Annotated in this window: 20 protein-coding genes, 1 tRNA gene and 2 pseudogenes; 16 read left to right on the top strand and 7 right to left on the bottom strand. The window is 62.6% G+C overall.

Annotated elements, in window-relative coordinates; translation table 11 throughout:
• Positions 1-202 precede the first annotated feature (202 nt).
• The 3 genes from CWO89_RS12375 to CWO89_RS12365 all read left to right on the top strand — a co-directional run bounded on the left by CWO89_RS12375 (position 203) and on the right by CWO89_RS12365 (position 1292).
• A complete protein-coding gene (locus CWO89_RS12375; RefSeq protein ID WP_130578882.1) occupies positions 203-835 on the top strand; it encodes a Maf-like protein in 633 nt (210 codons plus the stop codon).
• Positions 836-1054, top strand: a complete 219-nt coding sequence (gene yacG, locus CWO89_RS12370; protein ID WP_130578881.1) for a DNA gyrase inhibitor YacG — start codon at positions 836-838, stop codon at positions 1052-1054.
• 162 nt (positions 1055-1216) lie between these two features.
• Positions 1217-1292: transfer RNA gene (locus tag CWO89_RS12365), tRNA-Phe, on the top strand.
• 187 nt (positions 1293-1479) lie between these two features.
• Here CWO89_RS12365 and CWO89_RS12360 read toward each other — a convergent pair.
• Positions 1480-2385, bottom strand: a complete 906-nt coding sequence (locus CWO89_RS12360; RefSeq protein ID WP_130578880.1) for a LysR family transcriptional regulator — start codon at positions 2383-2385, stop codon at positions 1480-1482.
• A gap of 212 nt (positions 2386-2597) precedes the next feature.
• Here CWO89_RS12360 and CWO89_RS12355 point away from each other — a divergent pair, with 212 nt between their 5' ends.
• The 9 genes from CWO89_RS12355 (at position 2598) to CWO89_RS12315 (ending at position 12103) form a co-directional block, all read left to right on the top strand.
• On the top strand, positions 2598-3317 hold the full coding sequence (locus tag CWO89_RS12355; protein ID WP_130578879.1) for a gamma-glutamylcyclotransferase: 720 nt from the start codon (positions 2598-2600) through the stop codon (positions 3315-3317).
• Between the two features lie 219 nt (positions 3318-3536).
• The gene (locus CWO89_RS12350) at positions 3537-4706 is read left to right on the top strand and encodes an efflux RND transporter periplasmic adaptor subunit (protein ID WP_130578878.1); all 1170 of its coding nucleotides are present in this window, start codon (positions 3537-3539) and stop codon (positions 4704-4706) included.
• Entirely contained in the window at positions 4703-7867 is a 3165-nt protein-coding gene (locus CWO89_RS12345) for an efflux RND transporter permease subunit (RefSeq protein ID WP_130578877.1), read from the top strand. The genes CWO89_RS12350 and CWO89_RS12345 overlap by 4 nt, the downstream gene beginning before the upstream one ends.
• Positions 7868-8076: 209 nt before the next feature.
• Positions 8077-8718: a glutathione S-transferase family protein gene (locus tag CWO89_RS12340; RefSeq protein ID WP_130578876.1), complete on the top strand. Its 642-nt coding sequence runs from the start codon at positions 8077-8079 to the stop codon at positions 8716-8718.
• Positions 8719-8752: 34 nt separating this feature from the next.
• Complete coding sequence (locus CWO89_RS12335) at positions 8753-9538, top strand: SDR family NAD(P)-dependent oxidoreductase (protein ID WP_130578875.1); 786 nt, start codon at positions 8753-8755, stop codon at positions 9536-9538.
• Between the two features lie 322 nt (positions 9539-9860).
• On the top strand, positions 9861-10319 hold the full coding sequence (locus CWO89_RS12330; RefSeq protein ID WP_130578874.1) for an SDR family NAD(P)-dependent oxidoreductase: 459 nt from the start codon (positions 9861-9863) through the stop codon (positions 10317-10319).
• Between the two features lie 59 nt (positions 10320-10378).
• Positions 10379-10636: a YciI family protein gene (locus tag CWO89_RS12325; RefSeq protein WP_207234464.1), complete on the top strand. Its 258-nt coding sequence runs from the start codon at positions 10379-10381 to the stop codon at positions 10634-10636.
• A gap of 117 nt (positions 10637-10753) precedes the next feature.
• Positions 10754-11527 carry an SDR family NAD(P)-dependent oxidoreductase gene (locus CWO89_RS12320; RefSeq protein ID WP_130578873.1) on the top strand — a complete coding sequence of 258 codons (774 nt, stop codon included), beginning with the start codon at positions 10754-10756 and terminating at the stop codon, positions 11525-11527.
• 282 nt (positions 11528-11809) lie between these two features.
• Positions 11810-12103, top strand: coding sequence for a putative quinol monooxygenase (locus CWO89_RS12315; protein WP_130578872.1), 294 nt, complete (start codon positions 11810-11812; stop codon positions 12101-12103).
• Between the two features lie 217 nt (positions 12104-12320).
• Here CWO89_RS12315 and CWO89_RS12310 read toward each other — a convergent pair whose 3' ends face one another.
• The 3 genes from CWO89_RS12310 to CWO89_RS12300 all read right to left on the bottom strand — a co-directional run bounded on the left by CWO89_RS12310 (position 12321) and on the right by CWO89_RS12300 (position 13756).
• The gene (locus CWO89_RS12310) at positions 12321-12644 is read right to left on the bottom strand and encodes a hypothetical protein (RefSeq protein ID WP_130578871.1); all 324 of its coding nucleotides are present in this window, start codon (positions 12642-12644) and stop codon (positions 12321-12323) included.
• Between the two features lie 80 nt (positions 12645-12724).
• Positions 12725-13216, bottom strand: coding sequence for an Hsp20/alpha crystallin family protein (locus tag CWO89_RS12305; protein WP_130578870.1), 492 nt, complete (start codon positions 13214-13216; stop codon positions 12725-12727).
• A gap of 81 nt (positions 13217-13297) precedes the next feature.
• Positions 13298-13756 (bottom strand): Hsp20 family protein, encoded by a 459-nt coding sequence (locus CWO89_RS12300; RefSeq protein ID WP_130578869.1) that lies wholly within the window; start codon positions 13754-13756, stop codon positions 13298-13300.
• Positions 13757-13983: 227 nt separating this feature from the next.
• Here CWO89_RS12300 and CWO89_RS47795 point away from each other — a divergent pair.
• Positions 13984-14184 (top strand): annotated as a pseudogene (locus tag CWO89_RS47795) (integrase); the annotation flags it as partial.
• Positions 14185-14209: 25 nt separating this feature from the next.
• Here CWO89_RS47795 and CWO89_RS12290 read toward each other — a convergent pair.
• Positions 14210-14812, bottom strand: coding sequence for a PepSY domain-containing protein (locus tag CWO89_RS12290; protein ID WP_130578868.1), 603 nt, complete (start codon positions 14810-14812; stop codon positions 14210-14212).
• 653 nt (positions 14813-15465) lie between these two features.
• Positions 15466-15675, bottom strand: coding sequence for a hypothetical protein (locus CWO89_RS12285; protein WP_130578867.1), 210 nt, complete (start codon positions 15673-15675; stop codon positions 15466-15468).
• A 540-nt stretch (positions 15676-16215) separates the two neighbouring features.
• Here CWO89_RS12285 and CWO89_RS12275 point away from each other — a divergent pair.
• The 3 genes and pseudogenes from CWO89_RS12275 to CWO89_RS12270 all read left to right on the top strand — a co-directional run bounded on the left by CWO89_RS12275 (position 16216) and on the right by CWO89_RS12270 (position 17234).
• Positions 16216-16572, top strand: coding sequence for a hypothetical protein (locus CWO89_RS12275; RefSeq protein ID WP_245476083.1), 357 nt, complete (start codon positions 16216-16218; stop codon positions 16570-16572).
• Between the two features lie 11 nt (positions 16573-16583).
• A pseudogene (locus tag CWO89_RS47790) lies at positions 16584-16757 on the top strand (TetR/AcrR family transcriptional regulator); the annotation flags it as partial.
• Positions 16758-16772: 15 nt separating this feature from the next.
• Positions 16773-17234, top strand: coding sequence for a hypothetical protein (locus tag CWO89_RS12270; RefSeq protein ID WP_245476092.1), 462 nt, complete (start codon positions 16773-16775; stop codon positions 17232-17234).
• A 21-nt stretch (positions 17235-17255) separates the two neighbouring features.
• Here the strand turns inward: CWO89_RS12270 and CWO89_RS12265 are convergent, their stop codons facing one another.
• Positions 17256-17918: a TetR/AcrR family transcriptional regulator gene (locus CWO89_RS12265; protein WP_130578863.1), complete on the bottom strand. Its 663-nt coding sequence runs from the start codon at positions 17916-17918 to the stop codon at positions 17256-17258.
• Positions 17919-18116 lie beyond the last annotated feature (198 nt).

The following is an 18116-nucleotide window of genomic DNA, read 5'->3' as shown; positions in this document are numbered from 1 at the left end:
CTCTCCGCGCGCACAGGCGTAGGCCGCATCGCGCCGCTCACGCCCTCTTGTCGCTTCACTGACAAAGAGCTGTGCTTATGGGGCCTTACGTCCTCCTGATGGAAATGATTCGCACCCGGGTTCCACGGTTGTGAAAGAAGGCCCCTTCCGATAGGTTCCGCGCGCGCTTACCCACCCAATCCTGCTTCCTCCAAGAACCTGCATGCTTGGCCGTCCTAAACTCGTTCTTGCTTCCGGCTCGCCTCGGCGGCTGGCCCTGCTCAACCAGGCCGGCATCGAGCCCGACGCGCTGCGTCCGGCCGATGTCGACGAGACCCCGCGGCGGGGCGAGCTGCCGCGCGCCTGCGCCAACCGCCTGGCGCGGGCCAAGGCCGAAGCGGCGCTGAAATCGGTGCAGCTCGACGACGACATCCGCGGCTCCTTCATTCTGGCCGCGGACACCGTGGTCGCGGTCGGCCGCCGCATCCTGCCGAAGGCCGAGCTGGTCGACGAGGCCGCGCAGTGCCTGCGCCTGCTGTCGGGCCGCAACCACCGCGTCTACACCGCGATTTGCCTCGTGACCCCGAGGGAAGCGTTCCGCCAACGCCTGGTCGAAACCCGCGTGCGTTTCAAGCGTTTGAGTGAGGATGACATCCAGGCCTATATCGGTTCGGGCGAATGGCGCAGCAAAGCCGGCGGCTATGCCGTGCAGGGCATTGCCGGCTCCTTCGTGGTCAAGATGGTCGGTTCCTACAGCAATGTCGTGGGCCTGCCGCTCTATGAAACGGTCACGCTGCTCGGCGGCGAAGGGTTTCCGATCCGATACGGCTGGCTGAACACCGCTACGGTTGGTTGAATGCCGGAACAGCGAAGACAGGCGGGCGCCGCGGAGGCGCCTGCGAAGGCGGAGAAACCGTCCAAGACGCCGTCCAGGCCGTGCCCGATCTGCGGCAAGCCGGCCGAGCATGCCTTCCGCCCCTTCTGTTCCGCCCGCTGCCGCGACGTCGACCTCAACCGCTGGCTCTCCGGCACCTACATCGTCCCCGGCCGCGACGACCAGGCCGAGGAGGAATAGATCAGACTTACCAATAAGTTGGGGATAACGCGGCGCGCCCATGATGGCTCTGCGAAGCGGGGCCGCGCCCGGCGTAGCCAAAGGCGAAGCCGGGTAGACATCGCCCCTCCACCCCACTATAACCCGCCCGCTCGCTCGGCCTTTTTGGCCCTCCCGCGACCTGCCCAGGTAGCTCAGTTGGTAGAGCATGCGACTGAAAATCGCAGTGTCGGTGGTTCGATTCCGCCCCTGGGCACCAAAACTACGCTCTTGTGCGCTAGACTATGATTTTGTGCGATAGCGCTGCGTGAGCGCTGGCCTGAGGGTCCGCCGCACGTCGCCGTCGCGTTCTTCCTGTCGTGGACGCATCAATTCTTACGGCTCATAGCGGGTCATGAGCGACCACGCGAGAGATACCCTTCGAAGTCGTCGACAAGACCCGGAAATCAGAGCGGCCTCTTGAAGAACTCAACGAGCTGGTCGAGAACGACGCGCGTCTTCGGCGGCATGCGACGACCCGCAGGGATCAGCGCGTGGACGGGAGGCCCGTTAACATCGGCCTGAGGCAGCACGTGTTCGAGCTCGCCGGATTCGACATGCATCGCCGCAACACGATCGAAGATCTGCGCGATGCCCATGCCGGCGATGGCCGAGTCGATGAAGGCGCGCCCGTCTCCCGTGATGACGCTCGCGGGTGGCGCGGTATTGAACACGCACTTCCCGTTGGTCACCGTCCACGGCCTTGTTTTGCCCGACCCCGCCCGAAAGATGATGGCTTCGTGTCCCGTCAGATTGTCGACGGAGATAAGTGGAGCATGACGCCCTAGATAGTCCGACGACGCATAAAGGCCGAGTCGGATGTCGCAGAGCTTCCTCGCGGTCATATCGCCTTCGGCCGGCAATTCGCCGGCGCGCACGACGATGTCCCAGCCATCCTTGACCGGATCCGACTGACGGTCGCTGAGAGACAACTCGATCGTGACCTTGGGATGGCGTTCGCGAACCTGCACGAAAACCGGTAGGAGCATTCGGCCGAAGCCGATCGGAATATCGAGTCGCACTCTTCCGACGGGTTCGTCGCGCCGCGCCGAGAGTGTGATCTCGGCCTCGTTCAATCCGTCCAGCGCGGCGCGCGCGGCGTCGAGATAGAGCTCGCCGTCCTCAGTGAGGCGGACTGCCCTGGTGGTCCGCTGCAGGAGCCTGGTCCCAAGTCTCACCTCCAGCCGCTGCACCGCCTTGCCGACGTTAGACTTGCTGGTGCCAAGCTTCTCGGCGGCCTTGGTGAAGCTCGCGTTCTGGGCGACGGCGACGAACGTCGCTATGTCGTTGATGGGAAGCTCGGTGGAGGCCATCTGTCATCTCCGGGGCGACAAAAGAGTATTCTCCGCTGAATTATCGCTCTGCAGAGGGTATTGCCACTCCCTTTTGTTCGAGTAACGTCAGTCCGAATCGCGTTCCGTGCCAATTAAATATTTGCGTTTACTTATCTATTTCGGCCTAACCATTATTGTATCCCAAAGAGAGACAAACAATCGCTTTCAGCACCGTTTATCAACAGCATTCCTTGGATCATATCGACGACCAACCTACGGAGGTCGCCGTGAAACTGGATTGCCTGACCCGAGACCTGATCAACACCGGCGTAATCGACGCCATCGTGGCGCGTGATGCGCCCACCGTCCGGATCCTTTCGGAGATCGAACGTCAAGAATCGTTGCTCCGGACGCTCGCCGCGAAACCACGCGATGACGTCTGGCTGTTCGGTTATGGGTCGCTAGTCTGGAATCCGACCATCCATTTCGTCGAACGTCGCGTCGCCCAGGTGTTGGGCTGGCATCGCGCCTTCTGCTTGGCGACTCCGGCGGGCCGCGGCTCGCTCGACAATCCGGGACTTGTTCTCGGACTGGACGAGGGCGGCCACTGCGACGGCGTAGCGTTCCGGATCTCCGGCGAGATCGTCGAGTCCGAACTCGCGATGTTGTGGAAGCGTGAAATGCTCTCGAGTGCCTACGTGCCGCGCTGGCTCGATCTTCTGGACGAGCATGGCGAGCGCTTTGGCTGCGGGATCGCCTTCACCATCGATCCTGCTTGCGAACACTACGACGGCGGTCTGGAGCGCGAGCACGTCGTTCGGCGCCTTGCGACCGCCTCCGGCGCCCTGGGCAGCTCTGCGGACTACCTTTTCCGGACCTGCGAAGGCCTGCATGAGCATGGCATCCATGACGAAGAGCTCGAACGTCTCCGTATTGAGGTCGCGGCAGTTCAGTCCGCGCGGGAGGGCTGAACATGCGATGGACGCGCTTCATGATATCCGCGGGCAGCCGGTTCTCCGATTGTGTAGCTAGCCTCAAAAAGTCATGCCGACCGAGCCTGATTATTTAGGGCCCCCGGCCCGGTAGGGTCGCCCGTCTCGGATCACTTGAACAACCGATTGTCGACAACCCGACGTCCGTCCGGACGCTGGTCCCACTCGCTCGTGCCAATTTTTACGAAGGTTCTCGCCATGTTCGACGCACGCTTTCTGACGAGATTTGCGCTGGCCAGTGTCGTCGCGCTGATGCTGGCCGCATGCGGTCCTAACGCGGCCGTGCCGCCAGCCGATCCCACCGTCTCGGTGAGCACCCCGCTGGTGAAAGAGGTCACCGGATGGGACACGTTCACCGGCCGGCTGGAAGCGGTCGACACCGTCGAGGTGCGGCCGCGCGTGAACGGGTACGTCGAGCGCGTCGCCTTCCGCGACGGCGACTACGTCCACAAAGGCGATCTCCTGTTCGTCATCGACCCGCGCCCCTACGAGGCGGCGGAGAAACAAGCCGAAGGCCAGCTTGCGCAGGCACAGGCGCAGCTCGTGCTGGCCGACAAGGAACTGGAGCGCGCCAAGTCGCTGATCGCGGCGCAGGCGATCGCGACCAACGTCCTCGACCAGCGGGCGCAGAACCAGCAGGCGGCCGAAGCCGCCGTAGCTGTCGCGGCCGCCGCGCTCGCCCGCGCCAATCTCGACCTCGACTTCACTCAGGTGAGGGCGCCGATCACGGGCCGCATCAGTCGCAAGCTGGTCAGCGAAGGCAATCTCGTCGCCGGCGGCGACGCCAACGCGACCTTACTGACGAGCATCGTCTCGCTCGACGCCATCGATGCCTACTTCGACATCGACGAGCACAGCTTCCTCCGATACCGGCGCGCTGCCGATGGCAAACAGGCGGTCGCCTTCGCGTCCGGTGGTGAAGTCGGCATCGCGTTGCCGGGCGACAAATCGCCGGGCTTCACCGGCAAGCTGAACTTCGCCGAGAACCGTCTGGATGCATCCACCGGCACGCTGCGCTTGCGCGCTCGCATCGCTAATCTGGACCACGTACTCATGCCCGGCCAGTTCGTGCGCATCTCGCTGCCCGCCGAACCGGCGCATCAGGCCGTTTTGGTCCCGGCAGCAGCTGTCGCCAGCGATTCCTCGCAAGCCGTTCTCTTCGTCGTCGGAAGCGACGACCGCATCGCTGCACGCCCCGTCGAGCTCGGTCGACTGTTCGGGAAGATGCGGGAAGTCACACGCGGTCTGGAGCCGAACGATCGCGTCGTCCTCTCGGGAATTCAGCGCGTGCAGGCCGGCACCAAGGTCACCGTGCGTATGGAAGCCATCAAGTTTGAACAATTCGCGTCGAAGGGAGATGTGTTATGAACCTCGGTCAACTCTCGGTCCGCCAGCCGATCTTCGCCATCGTGCTGTCGATCGTCACCGTCATCGTCGGCGGCATCGCCTATTTTACCTTGCCGGTCACAGAATATCCGGACGTCGTTCCGCCGACCGTCGTCGTCTCGACGACCTATCCTGGCGCTTCGGCGCAGACGGTCGCCGACACGATGGCGACGCCCATCGAGCAGGAGGTCAACGGCGTCGAGGACATGCTGTACATGTACAGCCAGGCCACCTCGGACGGCGGCCTGACCCTGACCGTGACCTTTAAGCCGGGCACTAACCTCGACAAAGCCCAAGTGCTGGTCCAGAACCGCGTCGCGCTCGCCTCGCCGCGGCTGCCCGAGCCGGTGCAGCGCAACGGCGTCACCGTGAAGAAGTCGTCTCCGACGATCCTCAGCGGCGTCTTCCTGTTCTCTCCTGATGGGAGCTATGACCAGCTCTACGTTTCGAACTTCGCGCTGCGGGCCGTCGTCGACGTCCTCAAGCGCGTCGATGGCGTCGGCGATATCCAGTTGTTCGGCGTCCGCGAATACTCCATGCGCATCTGGCTCGATCCGGATCGGGCTGCGTCCTTCGGGATCACGCCGGCCGACATCACCAAGGCGATCAACGCTCAGAGCACGCAGGTCGCCGGCGGGGTCGTCGCGGAGCCGCCGGTGACCGATCAGGCCTTCCAATCCACCCTCGTGTTCGAAGGTCGCCTGAAGAAGCCGGCCGAATTCGGTAACATCATCGTCAAGACCGACGGCGGGCGCGTGGTCCGGTTGAAGGATATCGCGCGTGTCGAGCTTGGTGCGCTGACCTACTCGACGGGTGGCTACTTGGGCGACAAGCCCGCGGTCGCGCTCGCCGTGCTGCAGCGGCCCGGTGCGAACGCCCTGGCGACGCAAGACCAGATCGCGAAGACTATGGCCGAGCTCAGCTCGGACTTCCCGAAGGGGATACGGTACGAAATCGGCTACAATCCGACTGGCTTCATCGCCGACAGCATCCGCGAACTGGTGAAGACCATCTATGAGGCGATGGTGCTGGTCGTCGTCGTGGTCATCGTCTTCCTGCAAGGCTGGCGGCCGTCGATCATTCCGATCCTGGCCATCCCGGTCTCGCTCGTCGGCACCATGGCCGTCATGGCGGCGCTCGGCTTCTCCATCAACAATCTCAGCCTGTTCGGTCTGGTGCTCGCCGTCGGTGTGGTCGTCGACGACGCCATCGTCGTGGTCGAGAACGTCGAGCGGCATCTGTCGGAAGGCAAGAGCGCACGGGAGGCGACCCTGCTGACCATGCGCGAGGTCGGCGGCGCGCTGGTTGCCATCGCCCTGGTGCTGGCGTCGGTGTTCGTGCCGACCGCGTTCGTCCCAGGCCTGTCCGGTCAGTTCTTTCGCCAGTTCGGCATCACGATTGCGGTCGCCACCGTGATCTCGCTGTTCAACTCGTTCACGCTGTCGCCGGCTTTGTCTTCGATGATGCTGAAGCAACATGCCGGAGACGGGGCGCGCGGTGGCGTCTTGAAGCGCCTCGGTACCGTGGCGGCGGAGCGCTTCAACGCTGGGTTCGACAAGCTATCGAAGCTGTACGGGTCGCTGGTCGTACGTCTGGTGCGGCATGCCAAGCCGATGCTCGCCGTCTACGTCTTGCTGCTCGGCGCGACCGGCTATCTTTTGGTCGAGAGCCCGAAAGGCTACATCCCCGCGCAAGATCGCGGCTATATCATCGCGATCCCACAGCTTCCCGCGGGCTCCTCGCTGGAACGCACGACGGAGATCGCCAAGGAAGTCGGGCGCATTGCGCTCGAGATCCCGGGCGTGTCGCACCTGCCGACCTTCGCGGGCTTCTCCGGAGCGACGCAGACGATCTCGTCGAGCTCCGCCGCGGCCTACGTCGTGCTCGAGCCGTTCGAAGAGCGCATGAAGCACGGCCAGACTGCGGCCTGGATCCAGGCGGAACTGACCAGGCGCGTGGCCCATATCGACGGCGCCAACATCCTGGTCGTGCAGCCGCCGCCGGTATCCGGCATCGGCAGCGCAGGCGGCTTCTCGATGAGGCTGGAGGACCGCGCCGGTCTCGGCACCGCCGCGCTCGCCAAGGCGACCAACGATCTCGTCGCCGCCGCCAACGCCACACCCGGCCTCACCGGCGTCTACACCACTTTCTCGTCGGGCACGCCGCAGGTCAACGTCGATCTCGACCGCGAGCGCGCCGAGATGCTGGGCGTGCAGAGCCAGGACGTGAACGCGGCGATCGAGACCTACTTCGGCTCGAGCTACATCAACGACTTCAATATGTACGGCCGCACCTACCACGTGACCGCGCAGGCCGACCTTCCGTTCCGCAACAGCGCCGACGACCTGACGCGGATCAAGGTCCGCAACGCGGCAGGCGACATGGTCCCGCTCGGCAACGTCGCAACGCTGCGCGATATCTTCGGTGCGGATCGCGTGCCGCGCTACAACCTGTTCCCGGCGACCGAGATCAATGGTGATACGCTGCCGGGCGTCGGCGCCGCCTACGGTATCGCGAAGATGGAGGAGCTTGCGAAGAAGATCCTGCCGGCCGGCATCAGCTTCGAGTGGTCCGACCTGAGCTACCAGCAGACCACGACGGGCAATCTGGGCCTGTTGATCTTCCCGCTGTCGGTCGTCTTCGTCTATCTCGTGCTGGCCGCGCAGTATGCAAGCTGGAGCCTGCCGATCTCGATTCTGCTGATCGTGCCGATGGTGCTCTTGACCGGTTCGGCCGGCGTCCGGATGCTGGGCGGAGACATCAACATCCTGACCCAGATCGGCTTCATCGTTCTAGTGGGCTTGGCCGCCAAGAACGCCATCCTGATTGTCGAGGTCGCTCGTCGGTTGGAAGGCGAGGGCAACGGCGAGATGCGAGCCGTCGTGAAGGCCGCGCGGCTGCGGCTGCGCCCGATCCTGATGACGTCCTTCGCATTCATCCTTGGTGTCTTGCCGCTCGTCACATCAAGCGGGCCCGGTGCCGAGATGCGCCAGGCGATGGGCATCGCGGTCTTCTTCGGCATGCTCGGCGTAACCCTGTTCGGTTTACTCTTCACGCCGGTATTCTACGTCGTCGTGCGACGCCTGTCGGGTGCCAAGCAGCGCGTCCAAGCTGCCCCGGAGCGACTGGCGCTCGCAGCTTGAACCTTCGGAGCTTCCGCGCCCGTCCGCCATGCCTTGGCGGGCGGGCGCTTCGATTCCGGTGCGGACGCTGGCAAGGCCGCCAAGCCATGGCCGCAGAGCCTATCGCCTCATCTTGTATCCCATGGGGAGACAGTCTTGCGCGGTGTCTACCGTTTATCGCCTCGATCGGTGCAGTTAGGTTCTGCCCATCCAAACGAAAGGACCTCGCCATGAAGCTCTACATCGCCCAGGCAACCTGCTCCCTCGCCGCCCAGCTCGTCGCGAACGAGCTCGGCCTTTCCCCTGAACTGATCCATTTTGACGTACACAACGGGACCACCTCGAACGGCCAATCGTTCACCGACGTGAATCCGCTGGCCTACGTACCCGTCCTCGAACTGAACAACGATGCATCGGATCGCCTGACCGAGACGACAGTCGTCACCTCGTACTTGGCCGATCAGCATCCGGAGGCTGGCCTGATCCCCGCAGCCGGCACGCTCGAGCGCGCGAGGTACGACCAGCTTCTTGTCTTCCTCGCGACCGAGATCGCCCAGAAGCACATCCCGCTGATGCGTAAGCTGTTGACCTCTGAGGGTGCCGAATGGACCCGCAACAAGCTCGTGAAGGCCTACACCGAGCTCGATCAGCGCCTGGCCGACGGCCGGACGTACATCACGGGTGACAAGTTCACGGTCGCCGACGCCTACGTCTGGGGCACCATGTGGCACGAACGCTCCGGCGCGAAGATCGACCACCTCAAGAACCTGATGGCCTACGTCGCCCGCGTCGAAGCGCGCCCCTCCGCTCAGAAGGCGCTGAAGGACGAAGCCGAACTGGTCGCGCTGCATCGGTCGCGCGCAGCCGCTTGAAACCCCGAGCATCCCAACCGGAAGGACAACGAAAATGAGCAACAGAACCATCGAGGATGCGGTAAAAGACCGGCCGCAGAGGTTGTCAGGCAAAGTCGCCATCGTTACCGGCGCGTCCAAAGGCATCGGCGCCGAGATCGCCCGCAGACTGGCGGCCGAAGGAGCCTCCGTCGTCGTGAACTACGCGAGCGACCGCGACGGAGCGGATAAGGTCGTCGCCGACATCGCAGCGACCGGCGGCAAAGCGACGGTCGTCCAGGGCAACGTCGCCAGAGCAGAGGACGTCGAGCGGATCTTCGCCACGGCCGCGACCGCTTACGGGAAAGTGGACATCCTCGTCAATAATGCCGGCGTCTACAAGTTCGGCACGATCCAGGAGGTGTCCGAGAGCGAATATCGGCGCCACTTCGACACCAATGTACTCGGCCTTCTGCTCGCGACGAAGGCCGCGGTGTCGCAGTTCGGGCCTGAGGGCGGAAGCATCGTCAATATCGGCTCGGTAGCAAGTCGACAGACGCCGGCGGGCGCCTCTATCTACACCGCAACCAAAGGAGCGGTAGACGCCATTAGCCGCACACTCTCGAAGGAGCTTGGCACGCGCAAGATCCGCGTTAATTCGCTCAATCCGGGTGGCGTGGAGACCCCCGGCACCCATGCCGCCGACCTGATCGGAAACGAGTCCGAAAAGAACATGATCGGCATGACCCCGCTCGGCCGCTTCGGCCAACCGGGCGACATCGCGCCCGTGGCGGCGTTCCTTGTCTCCGACGATGCGCGCTGGATCACCGGAGAGACCATCGTCGTGTCTGGTGGCATGTAGAGCTGCAAGCCTCTATCTGGGTCTTCCGATTGGCAGGTCAGTAGCGGCAGTCTGGACGGGTTGCGTTTGCGCCAGGACGCTGCTGCTAATGGCGCCAAGCGCGCACCCGCGGGCGGATCAACGAGGCTTTGGGCCAACCCTGTGCCAAGCACTCACGCCACCATACTAAGGACAAACAACGGCTCGTCGTGTCGGTGGTTGCGTATGATTCCCTCCCTGGGCAACCATTTTTTGTTGTAACCTCAATGCCTTAACCAAGAAGACGATTTTCGCGGCCCCTCGTGAAACCTAGCAGGGACGCACTGGGGACGCATCCCGGTCGGTGCGCCGGCAGGGCCAGGGCCGGATCATCAACATCAGTTCGGTGGCCGGCTTCCTGCCCGGACCATATACGGCGCTCTACAACGCCACCAAGCACGCCGTCGAAGGCTATTCCGAATCGCTCGATCACGAGCTGCGGACATTCGGCATTCGTGTCTCGCTGGTCGAGCCGGTCTTCACCCGCACCGCGCTGGAAGAGAACGGCGACAAGCCCGATCGGATCCTGAGCGTCTACGACAAGGGACGCGCGGCCATGAACGCGACCTGGCGCAACGGCATCGCGGCCGGCGACCCCGTGGAGGCCGTGGCGGACAAGGTGGTGCAGGCCGCCACCGAAAAGCAGCCGGGCATTCGCTACACGCCCGGAACAATGGCGGGCCGTCTCCGCCTGATGCGGCGCTTCGTCCCTGAAAAGACCTTCGAGAAGAGTTTTCGCAAGCAGATGGGCGTGGCCGATTGATCTCCCAACAGAGCGATCACCGGGCAAGCTGAATTGTCTCTTTCGCCGAGGAGCGACCTATGAAGTACTATTTGTGCAAGTACATCCCGCCGCGCGCCGACTTTCTCGCGACCATGACCGCCGACGAGAAGACATGGATGAAGCAGCACGGCGCGTTCCTGGATGACCTGCTAGACAAGGGACAGGTCATCGCGCACGGCCCGGTCATGGACCCGAGCGGCGGTTATGGCGTGTCGCTCTATCAGATCGCCGATGATCTCGACATCGAGACGATCACCTCGGAAGACCCGATCGTGAAGAACGGCGCCGGTCATTAGAGCATCATCCGATGCTTCATTTGAGGACGCGCGGCTGACAGCGCCGCCTCGACGATCTTTCACCACCGATCCCCGGCAGCGCATTGCGATGCCGGAAGCCTAACCAGGACAACATCCATGACGATCGCACTCATCACCGGCGCTTCGAGCGGCATCGGCGCGGTCTACGCACGCCGTCTCGCCGCACGCGGCCACGACCTCGTCCTCGTCGCACGCGCGACCGACCGGCTCAACGCCCTCGCGGGCGAACTGCGCAATGCACATGGCATTGCGGTCGAGGTCATTACGGCCGATCTGGTCGACCACTCCCAACTCGCACCGGTTCTCAAGCGCCTCCGTTCCGATCCGCCCATCGAAATCCTCGTCAACAATGCGGGTGCTGCGTTGATCGGCGATTTCGCAACCGCCGACCCAAGCAAGATGGACGATCTGCTGGGGCTGAACGTTGTCGCGCCGACGCTGCTCGCGTCCGCCGTCATCGGCGGCATGGTCGAACGCGGCCATGGCGCGATCATCAACATCGCATCGGTGCTGGCTCTGCTCCCCGAATACTCCCGTGGCATCTACCCCGCGACCAAATCCTACCTGATGACGCTGTCGCAAGGCCTTGCAGCCGAAGTCGCGTCGAAGGGTGTCTATGTGCAGGCCGTGCTGCCCGCGGCTACGCGCACGGAAATCTACGAGCGCGCCGGCGGCGATGCCGGCAAGGTGCCCAATGTCATGGAGGTCGAAGACCTCGTGGATGCGGCGTTGATCGGCTTCGATCGCAAGGAACCGGTCACGATTCCACCGGTGCCCGACGTGGCGGCGTGGGACGCTTTCGAGAAGGCGCGCGGCGTTCTGGCGGCAGGCTTCGGCAACGCCAAACCGGCCGCGCGTTATCGGACCTGACGCGGTGTTTTCGGCGAAGCTGGTCGCCGCCGCCCGCTGATTTGCCGGCTCTCCTGCCAAACCTTCAACTGACGGAGAGTGAATATATGGGTAACGAGAGCTCAAACCTGCGCACAAACGCACCGCATCCGGCCGGTCCGGTTCAACGAGGCCGGCCAGATGACCGATCTCGTCGTCATGTTGCGCCCGGCCAACGTGGTGACAAAGCTGGGCGAAGAAGCAGCTCGCCGCATGGCGGCAGCGAAATCGTAAACCTGAACCAGAACACCGGGAGATCAGCACATGGCCAAACTAGCAGTCGTGGCGACCATCAAGACCGCCGCCGGTAAGCGGACCGAATATCCCAAGCACCTGAACGCTCACGCGCTTCGTTGCAGGGCGGCCGAGCCTGGCACTCTGGCTTTCGAGATCCTCGTGCCGCAAGAGGAAGCCGACACGGTCATGCTATACGAAGTCTATGCATCACGCGAGGCCTTCGATGCTCACCTGACGGGAGCTTCCATCCAGCAGATGAGGCACGATTCAGCTGGCCTGCAAGTGAGCCTCAACGGCGTGCGTTGTAATTTGACCGAATGAGCGGCTGTTAATCGGCGTCGAACCATGATCCCCGCAGTCATCTAACGCGGACACTTCGCGCGCCGATCGGCGTTAGGACCATGCCGATTAACATCAGAACGCCAACTGTTCGGTGCTCACCGCGCTTGCCCGCCTCTTACCATGACGACGAAGGGGACGGCCCATACCGCCGCGGCATTGCCTAGGAGCATCATGGTCAGAACGGCTTGTGTGAACATCAGACGGACCTCCGCTGCGCGGCGGCCCAAGGCCGCCGCAGCCGCATGGGGACGCCGCCGGGTCGGGGCGGGTCGTCGTCGTCCAGCCGCCGCAGCGCGGCGAGGATATCGGCCAGTCGAATGGTGTGGCTCATGCCGGGAATCTCCCGCAGGGCAGGACAGGATTCGACTGCAAACATGTCGGAAGCCCAGGACGACAGGATGATCCGTTTTTCCGGCACGGAGAGCTCATCGTCCTTCAGCACGTCCTCCGGCGAGGCATAGTGCGCGGCCGGGTGGAAGATGGGGTTGAGATTGCTGGTGTTCGTGTTTGCGTTGCTCATCGGCTGCCTCCCTACGCTCCTTTCTTCGGGACGGGTTCGAGTTGGTGCCGGACGGCGGCGGGGCCGCCGCCCGGATGTCGCTACTGCGTGTTGATGGCGATGCGCTTGACGCCCGCCCGCGGATTCTCGGACTTCGGCAGCGACACGGTCAGGATGCCGTTCTCGAACGACGCTTCCGCCTTGTCTTCTTCGACGTCCTCGAGCGGGATCCGCCGCTCGAAGGCGCCGTAGGCGCGCTCGGTGAAGTACCTACCTTCGTCGCTGCGCTCGGCTTTCTTCTCGCCGCGGATGGTCAGGACACCGCCAGCGATTTCGATCTGGACGTCCTTCTCCGTCATGCCGGGCAGTTCGGCCGTGATGGTCAGTGCCTTATCGGTCTCACTGAGCTCGATCTTGGGCCAGCCGAATTGCCCTTCCATGAGTGGCGACAGACCCGTCCCGCCGAAGCCGCGAAAGGCATCGTCGAACAGGCGGTTCATCTCGCGATGAAGCGTCATGAATGGATCGTAGTTGCCGCGCGTCGGCGTAAGTTCCTGATTCCGCGACCAGGGAATGAGATCACGAATTGCCATGGTTGTTCTCCTTTGTTGCATGGGGAGGGAGCGCGGCTGCGCTTGCGCGCGCCGCGTTCCGCCATCGAACCTTGGCTGGCGTCAGGCTGCCTTCTTCTGCTCGATCTGCGAAGGAGAAGCGCCGCCCGCGATCTGGATCCGGCGCGGCTTCATTGCTTCGGGCACCTCGCGGACGAGATCGATGATCAGCAGTCCGTCGCGGAAAGAGGCCTCTTTCACCTGGACGTAATCGGCCAAGTTGAACACGCGCCGGAACGGACGCGCGGCGATCCCCTGGTAGAGATACTCGCCGGCCGCCTTCTCGGGCTTCCTGCCCTCGATGGTGAGCGCGTTCTGCTCGGCGGTCAGCGTGATGTCGTCGGCTCCGAATCCGGCGACGGCGAGCGAGATCCGGTAGTGGTCCTCGCCGGAGCGTTCGATGTTGTACGGGGGATAGTGATCCTCGGTCGCCTGGCGCATTGTGCTATCGACGAGGTTGGCCAGGTGGTCGAAGCCGATGGTGGAGCGCCACAGGGGCGCGAAGTCGAAGGTCGTCCTCATAACCAAGTCCTCCATAGAGCAAGATGGGTACGAAGGAGCGCAGGACAGGGGTTTCAGACGGGGTCCGAAGATACCCGGCCCGGCGCCCGCACCGGGCCCGATCTGGCGCCCGGCACACCGCTCTTGCGGCGAAAATTGACTTAGAAAAACGGAAAGTCGTTTCAAGAGGTCGGCCAAAAAAATTGCAGCGATCGCGGCGCCGCTGGTCGTCCCCCTTGCGCGCCCTTATCCATACGCTTGACACGGCGCTCATCATGGCTGCGGACACAATCTCGGGCTACATTCAGGGCCTTCTGATGGCGTTGAGTTCAGGCAGAGCCTATGCGTTGGACCGCGATTCACGGAAGGCCGCCTTGGCTCGCTTCTTGAAGAGGGCTTCAGGCAGTGATCAAGAGGGGGGTGAGGAGGAGCGACGCTTGGCTGCATGACCCTGAACCGCATGTACGACGGCGCCTAATGGTGAACTGACTTTTCAGTGCGGACTGGGGGCGGCTCGAGCATGACTTCCTTCAAGCGATTGCCACTGGCGACGATGACCACGAAGTTGAGTTTTCCATCCTGCTTCATCAAACCTCCGGCAACAGCGCTTCCCGCTCCAGCTTTCTCGGCGATGCGTACGGCGTCCGACAGCTCTTGCTCAACCGTCTTCAGAGCAATGATTTTGCTTAGATCCTCTCGATCGAGCTCCTTCAGCGATGATAAGATTTCCTTTTCTGTAACGCTTCCGGTGTTCGCATCTACGACATTTTCCCAAATGCGCTCATTTCTTACCGTCCGCACGCGATAAATGGCCGGACCGGATATCTCAAAGCTAACGTCGACGGGCCTTGAACCGTTATGTAATCGCTCGGCAATCGCTACCGCCTGACTCAGTGGTATTTTTATTCTGCGAAATTGCTCGAGCAGGCGACGCATCGCCGCCTCATCGGTATCGCCTTGTGCGGCTACGCCTCTATTTGTGTCGTCCAAAGGTGTGTGGGTGACATCGGCTCTCGCGCCCGCAACAGCGAACGTGGCGGACAAAACGATAGTCGCTAACAATCGCTTCTTCGACATGAGGTGTATCCAGTGGCTGTGGGTGAAAAACTGACCGGTGGTCTTATCGGTGTGGCGAGGGTCTCTGACGGCCTATCGACACGAACTTTTGGCGTGGCTCAGCGAAGCGCACCGTTTGAGAGCGCTATTGAAACTCGGATGTCGAGTAGGTCGCGGCCGCTTCTCGGAGCGACTCTGAGCGAAATTGCGCTGCGGTTCCGAGGTCAGCCTGACTGACCTCGTGCTCGAGCCGGCTCGATCAGAAACTCCCGGACCGAACTGCGCCAACGTTTCACGGACCCGGATTGCGGGGCTCCCGTCACTCGCATCGGCCTGCTCGGATATTGACGCGGGCGGCTGTCGTACAGCATCGGCTGCCTCGAAGCTGAGCCGCGAGGGGACTCCAATCTCCCTGTGGGGGAGAATCGGCAGGAAACCAGGCTGGCTGGTATCGATGACGACCGCTTTCGGTCTCTCCAGCTCGGAGGCGATCCGAATCGGTGGAAGTGTAGAATGAGGTTCGATGAGCCTTCTCGGCGGGGTCGCTGGCAGCAGGGAATTGGCTGCAAAGAGTAGCACGAGCAGCGCTCCGCCGACCCACAGAAAGTAACTCCACACTGGAGCTTGAGTCTCGACTGAACCACGCGCACGCATTGACAAGACGGATGTTCTGCTCACTGCGCCCGGCTCCCGCGCAGAAGTGCCTTCGGCGCGATCCAGGGCCGGCTGCCGGCGAACGCATGCAACCCCGCAAGCAAGGATATCGTAACGCCCAGCAGGAGGCTCAGGCCCTCGAGGGACAGAGCAACAACCAGGTTCAGGGATGCGAGCGCAAGCCCCGGCCAGGGATTTTCCTTTGCAAGCGACCGCAAAAGTGTTGACATTCTCGGTCTCCGAAATACACTAAACCGTATAGTTCATATACATCCCGGGCCGCGGGATGTGTCAAGAGCGAAGACTCACAAGCTCGTGTTCAGACTGTTTGAAAGGCGGGTCGGAGCGCGACGCTGCGTTTCCCGGTTCGATCTCAGCAAATGAAGGGTTCTGTATGTTCAAGTCCACATTAATCGTCATGCTGCTGGCATTGATCGGCAATGGGGCTGCCTTTGCGCAGGAGAACCGCGGCACTCCCGAGCAGAGGGCCGCATGCGCGCCTGACGCCTTCCGGCTGTGCGCGAGCTACATCCCTGACGCCAGGAATGTGGAGGCCTGTCTGAGGCAAAGAATGTCAGACCTGAGCGATGCCTGCAGAGTCGTCTTCGAGCACGCTGCGGGAACTGCTTCGGTCAGGACCATAGGATCGCCCCGGGCCGGCCGGGACGCAAAAGATGAGGAATGATCGCATGAACACGATGTATGCTCCCGCGTTCGCCGCGTTCGGGGGCTCGGCCTTCGGAGCGATCTCTACGATCGTAACTGGATGGATGACTCGGCGCCGCAGGCTTCGCGAGCGTCACTATGCCCGGTCGATTTCCAAGCGCGAGCGGCTCTATCGAAGCTTCATCGAGGAAGCCTCCCGAGTCTACGCCGACGCGCTCGTCAGCGACAAATCCGAGATTCCGCAATTGGTCAATCTGTATGCGCTCATAGGGCGGATGAGGATTCTGGCCAGCGATCAAGTGGTTCAAGCCGCGGAGCGGGCAGGTCGCCTGATCATCGAAACCTACCTGTCGCCAAACCGCGAATTTGTCGATCTGCCGGAATTCATGGAGGAAATGGATCCCCTGCGTGCTTTCGGGGAAGCCTGCCGGTGCGAATTGCATTCGATCCCATCTCGCTGAGGTCCCACGCGATGCAGCAGCGGATAGGCCAAGCCGGATCGCCGTGCATTCGTCGGCGGATCGTACAAGCAGCGATCCGATTGCACCGCGAGATCGGTTTCAAGAAGACCACCGTCGCCGATATCGCTCGCGGAGCGTCGATGTCGCCCGCTAACGTCTACCGCTTCTTCCCTTCAAAGCAGGCAATCGAGGAGGCAGCCGTGGCGGGCCTGTTCGAACAAGCCTCTGCGGCTGCAACGCTTGCGGTTCGCGGCGGCTCCGCCCTGGAGCGTCTAACGGCAGCGTTGAGGGCGATCTCACAGCTGCACGACCATCGGCTGGAGAACGACAGCAAGCAACACGAATTGGTCGCTGCGGCGGTACGCGAGAACTGGGCGGTCGCTTTGTCTTACGCAGCCCGGATCCGGAGACTTGTGCGCGCGATCATTGCTGCCGGACAGACGAGCGGCGAGCTACGACAGGGAAGTCCGACGGCGATGGCCTGTTGCCTGCTCGAAGCAAGGGACGGATATCTCAGTCCGTCGCGGATCACCCCAGCTACCGTTCGGCCCGCTTTTGACGAGATGATGGATTTCTGCGCAGGCGCGCTGCGGGATGTGCCGTGGGGTCAGTCGATCGACCTGGCCGCCGACCTGCGTCCGAAAGCCGTGACGCAACGATAGCGAGCGGGGTCTATGGCTGATTCACGGCCTCCAGTCCGCCTCGCAAGCCGCGAGAAAGAAATTGACCCGTTCGTGCAAGAACGTTGGCAGCTCTTTTCTGAGATCCTTTAGTTCCTCACCCATCAGCGATCTCATAAGCATCGGAAGCAAAATGAGATCCATGAACATCTGCGCGGTCGCAACGCTCCGCTTTGCGCTGAAAGGTCCTTTTGATGAGCGCGCGATCCTCTGCGTTGCCTCGTTCAAGAGCTGCGAAACTGCCCCAGCCGCGCGGTCGCGCGCCGCGTCGTGAACATTTCGGCTCAACTCGGGAAATCGCCGCGCCTCGGCGATCGTCGCGCGCGTGAGGTCCAACGTGTCCTCGACGAATCTCTCCACGATCTCGATGCCGAGATTGGCGAGCTTTTCCTGGATGGTGCGGCCCGCCGGGGTGAACCCCTCGAAAGCTGTCAATCCGTTGATGGTCCGGGCCACCACAGCCTCGAACAGCGCCTCCTTGCCGGGGAAATGGGCATAGATGGTCGGTTTGCTCGCAGGGGCCAACTCGGAAATATCGTCGATGCTGGCACTCCGAAACCCCTTCTCGAGAAAGAGCTGCTGGGCTGCATCGAGAATCCGCGCCTGGACGCCGCCGGCAAGGTCCTTGGGCGGTCTGCCGCGTTTCGGGCTTTTGTTCTTCGCCATCACTGTTTCCTAATCACGAGTTTGTGCACGTCTAGATCCCACTTGACATGCCCGGGAAGGAAATGCAACAAAAAGAAAATATACGGTATAGTTTATTTACGCTGTCGATGGCTGGCTTTGATTGCCAGGTCTGCGACAGCTCATCCGGATGACCGGCCGGCCGCCACATGCGCGTTTGGCCCCGCTCATCCGGCGCAA

Source organism: Bradyrhizobium sp. Leo170, from assembly GCF_004296405.1.
GTDB lineage: Bacteria > Pseudomonadota > Alphaproteobacteria > Rhizobiales > Xanthobacteraceae > Bradyrhizobium.
The sequence above is the reverse complement of the archived record's forward strand: the minus strand, read 5'-3'. Positions and strand labels throughout refer to the sequence as shown.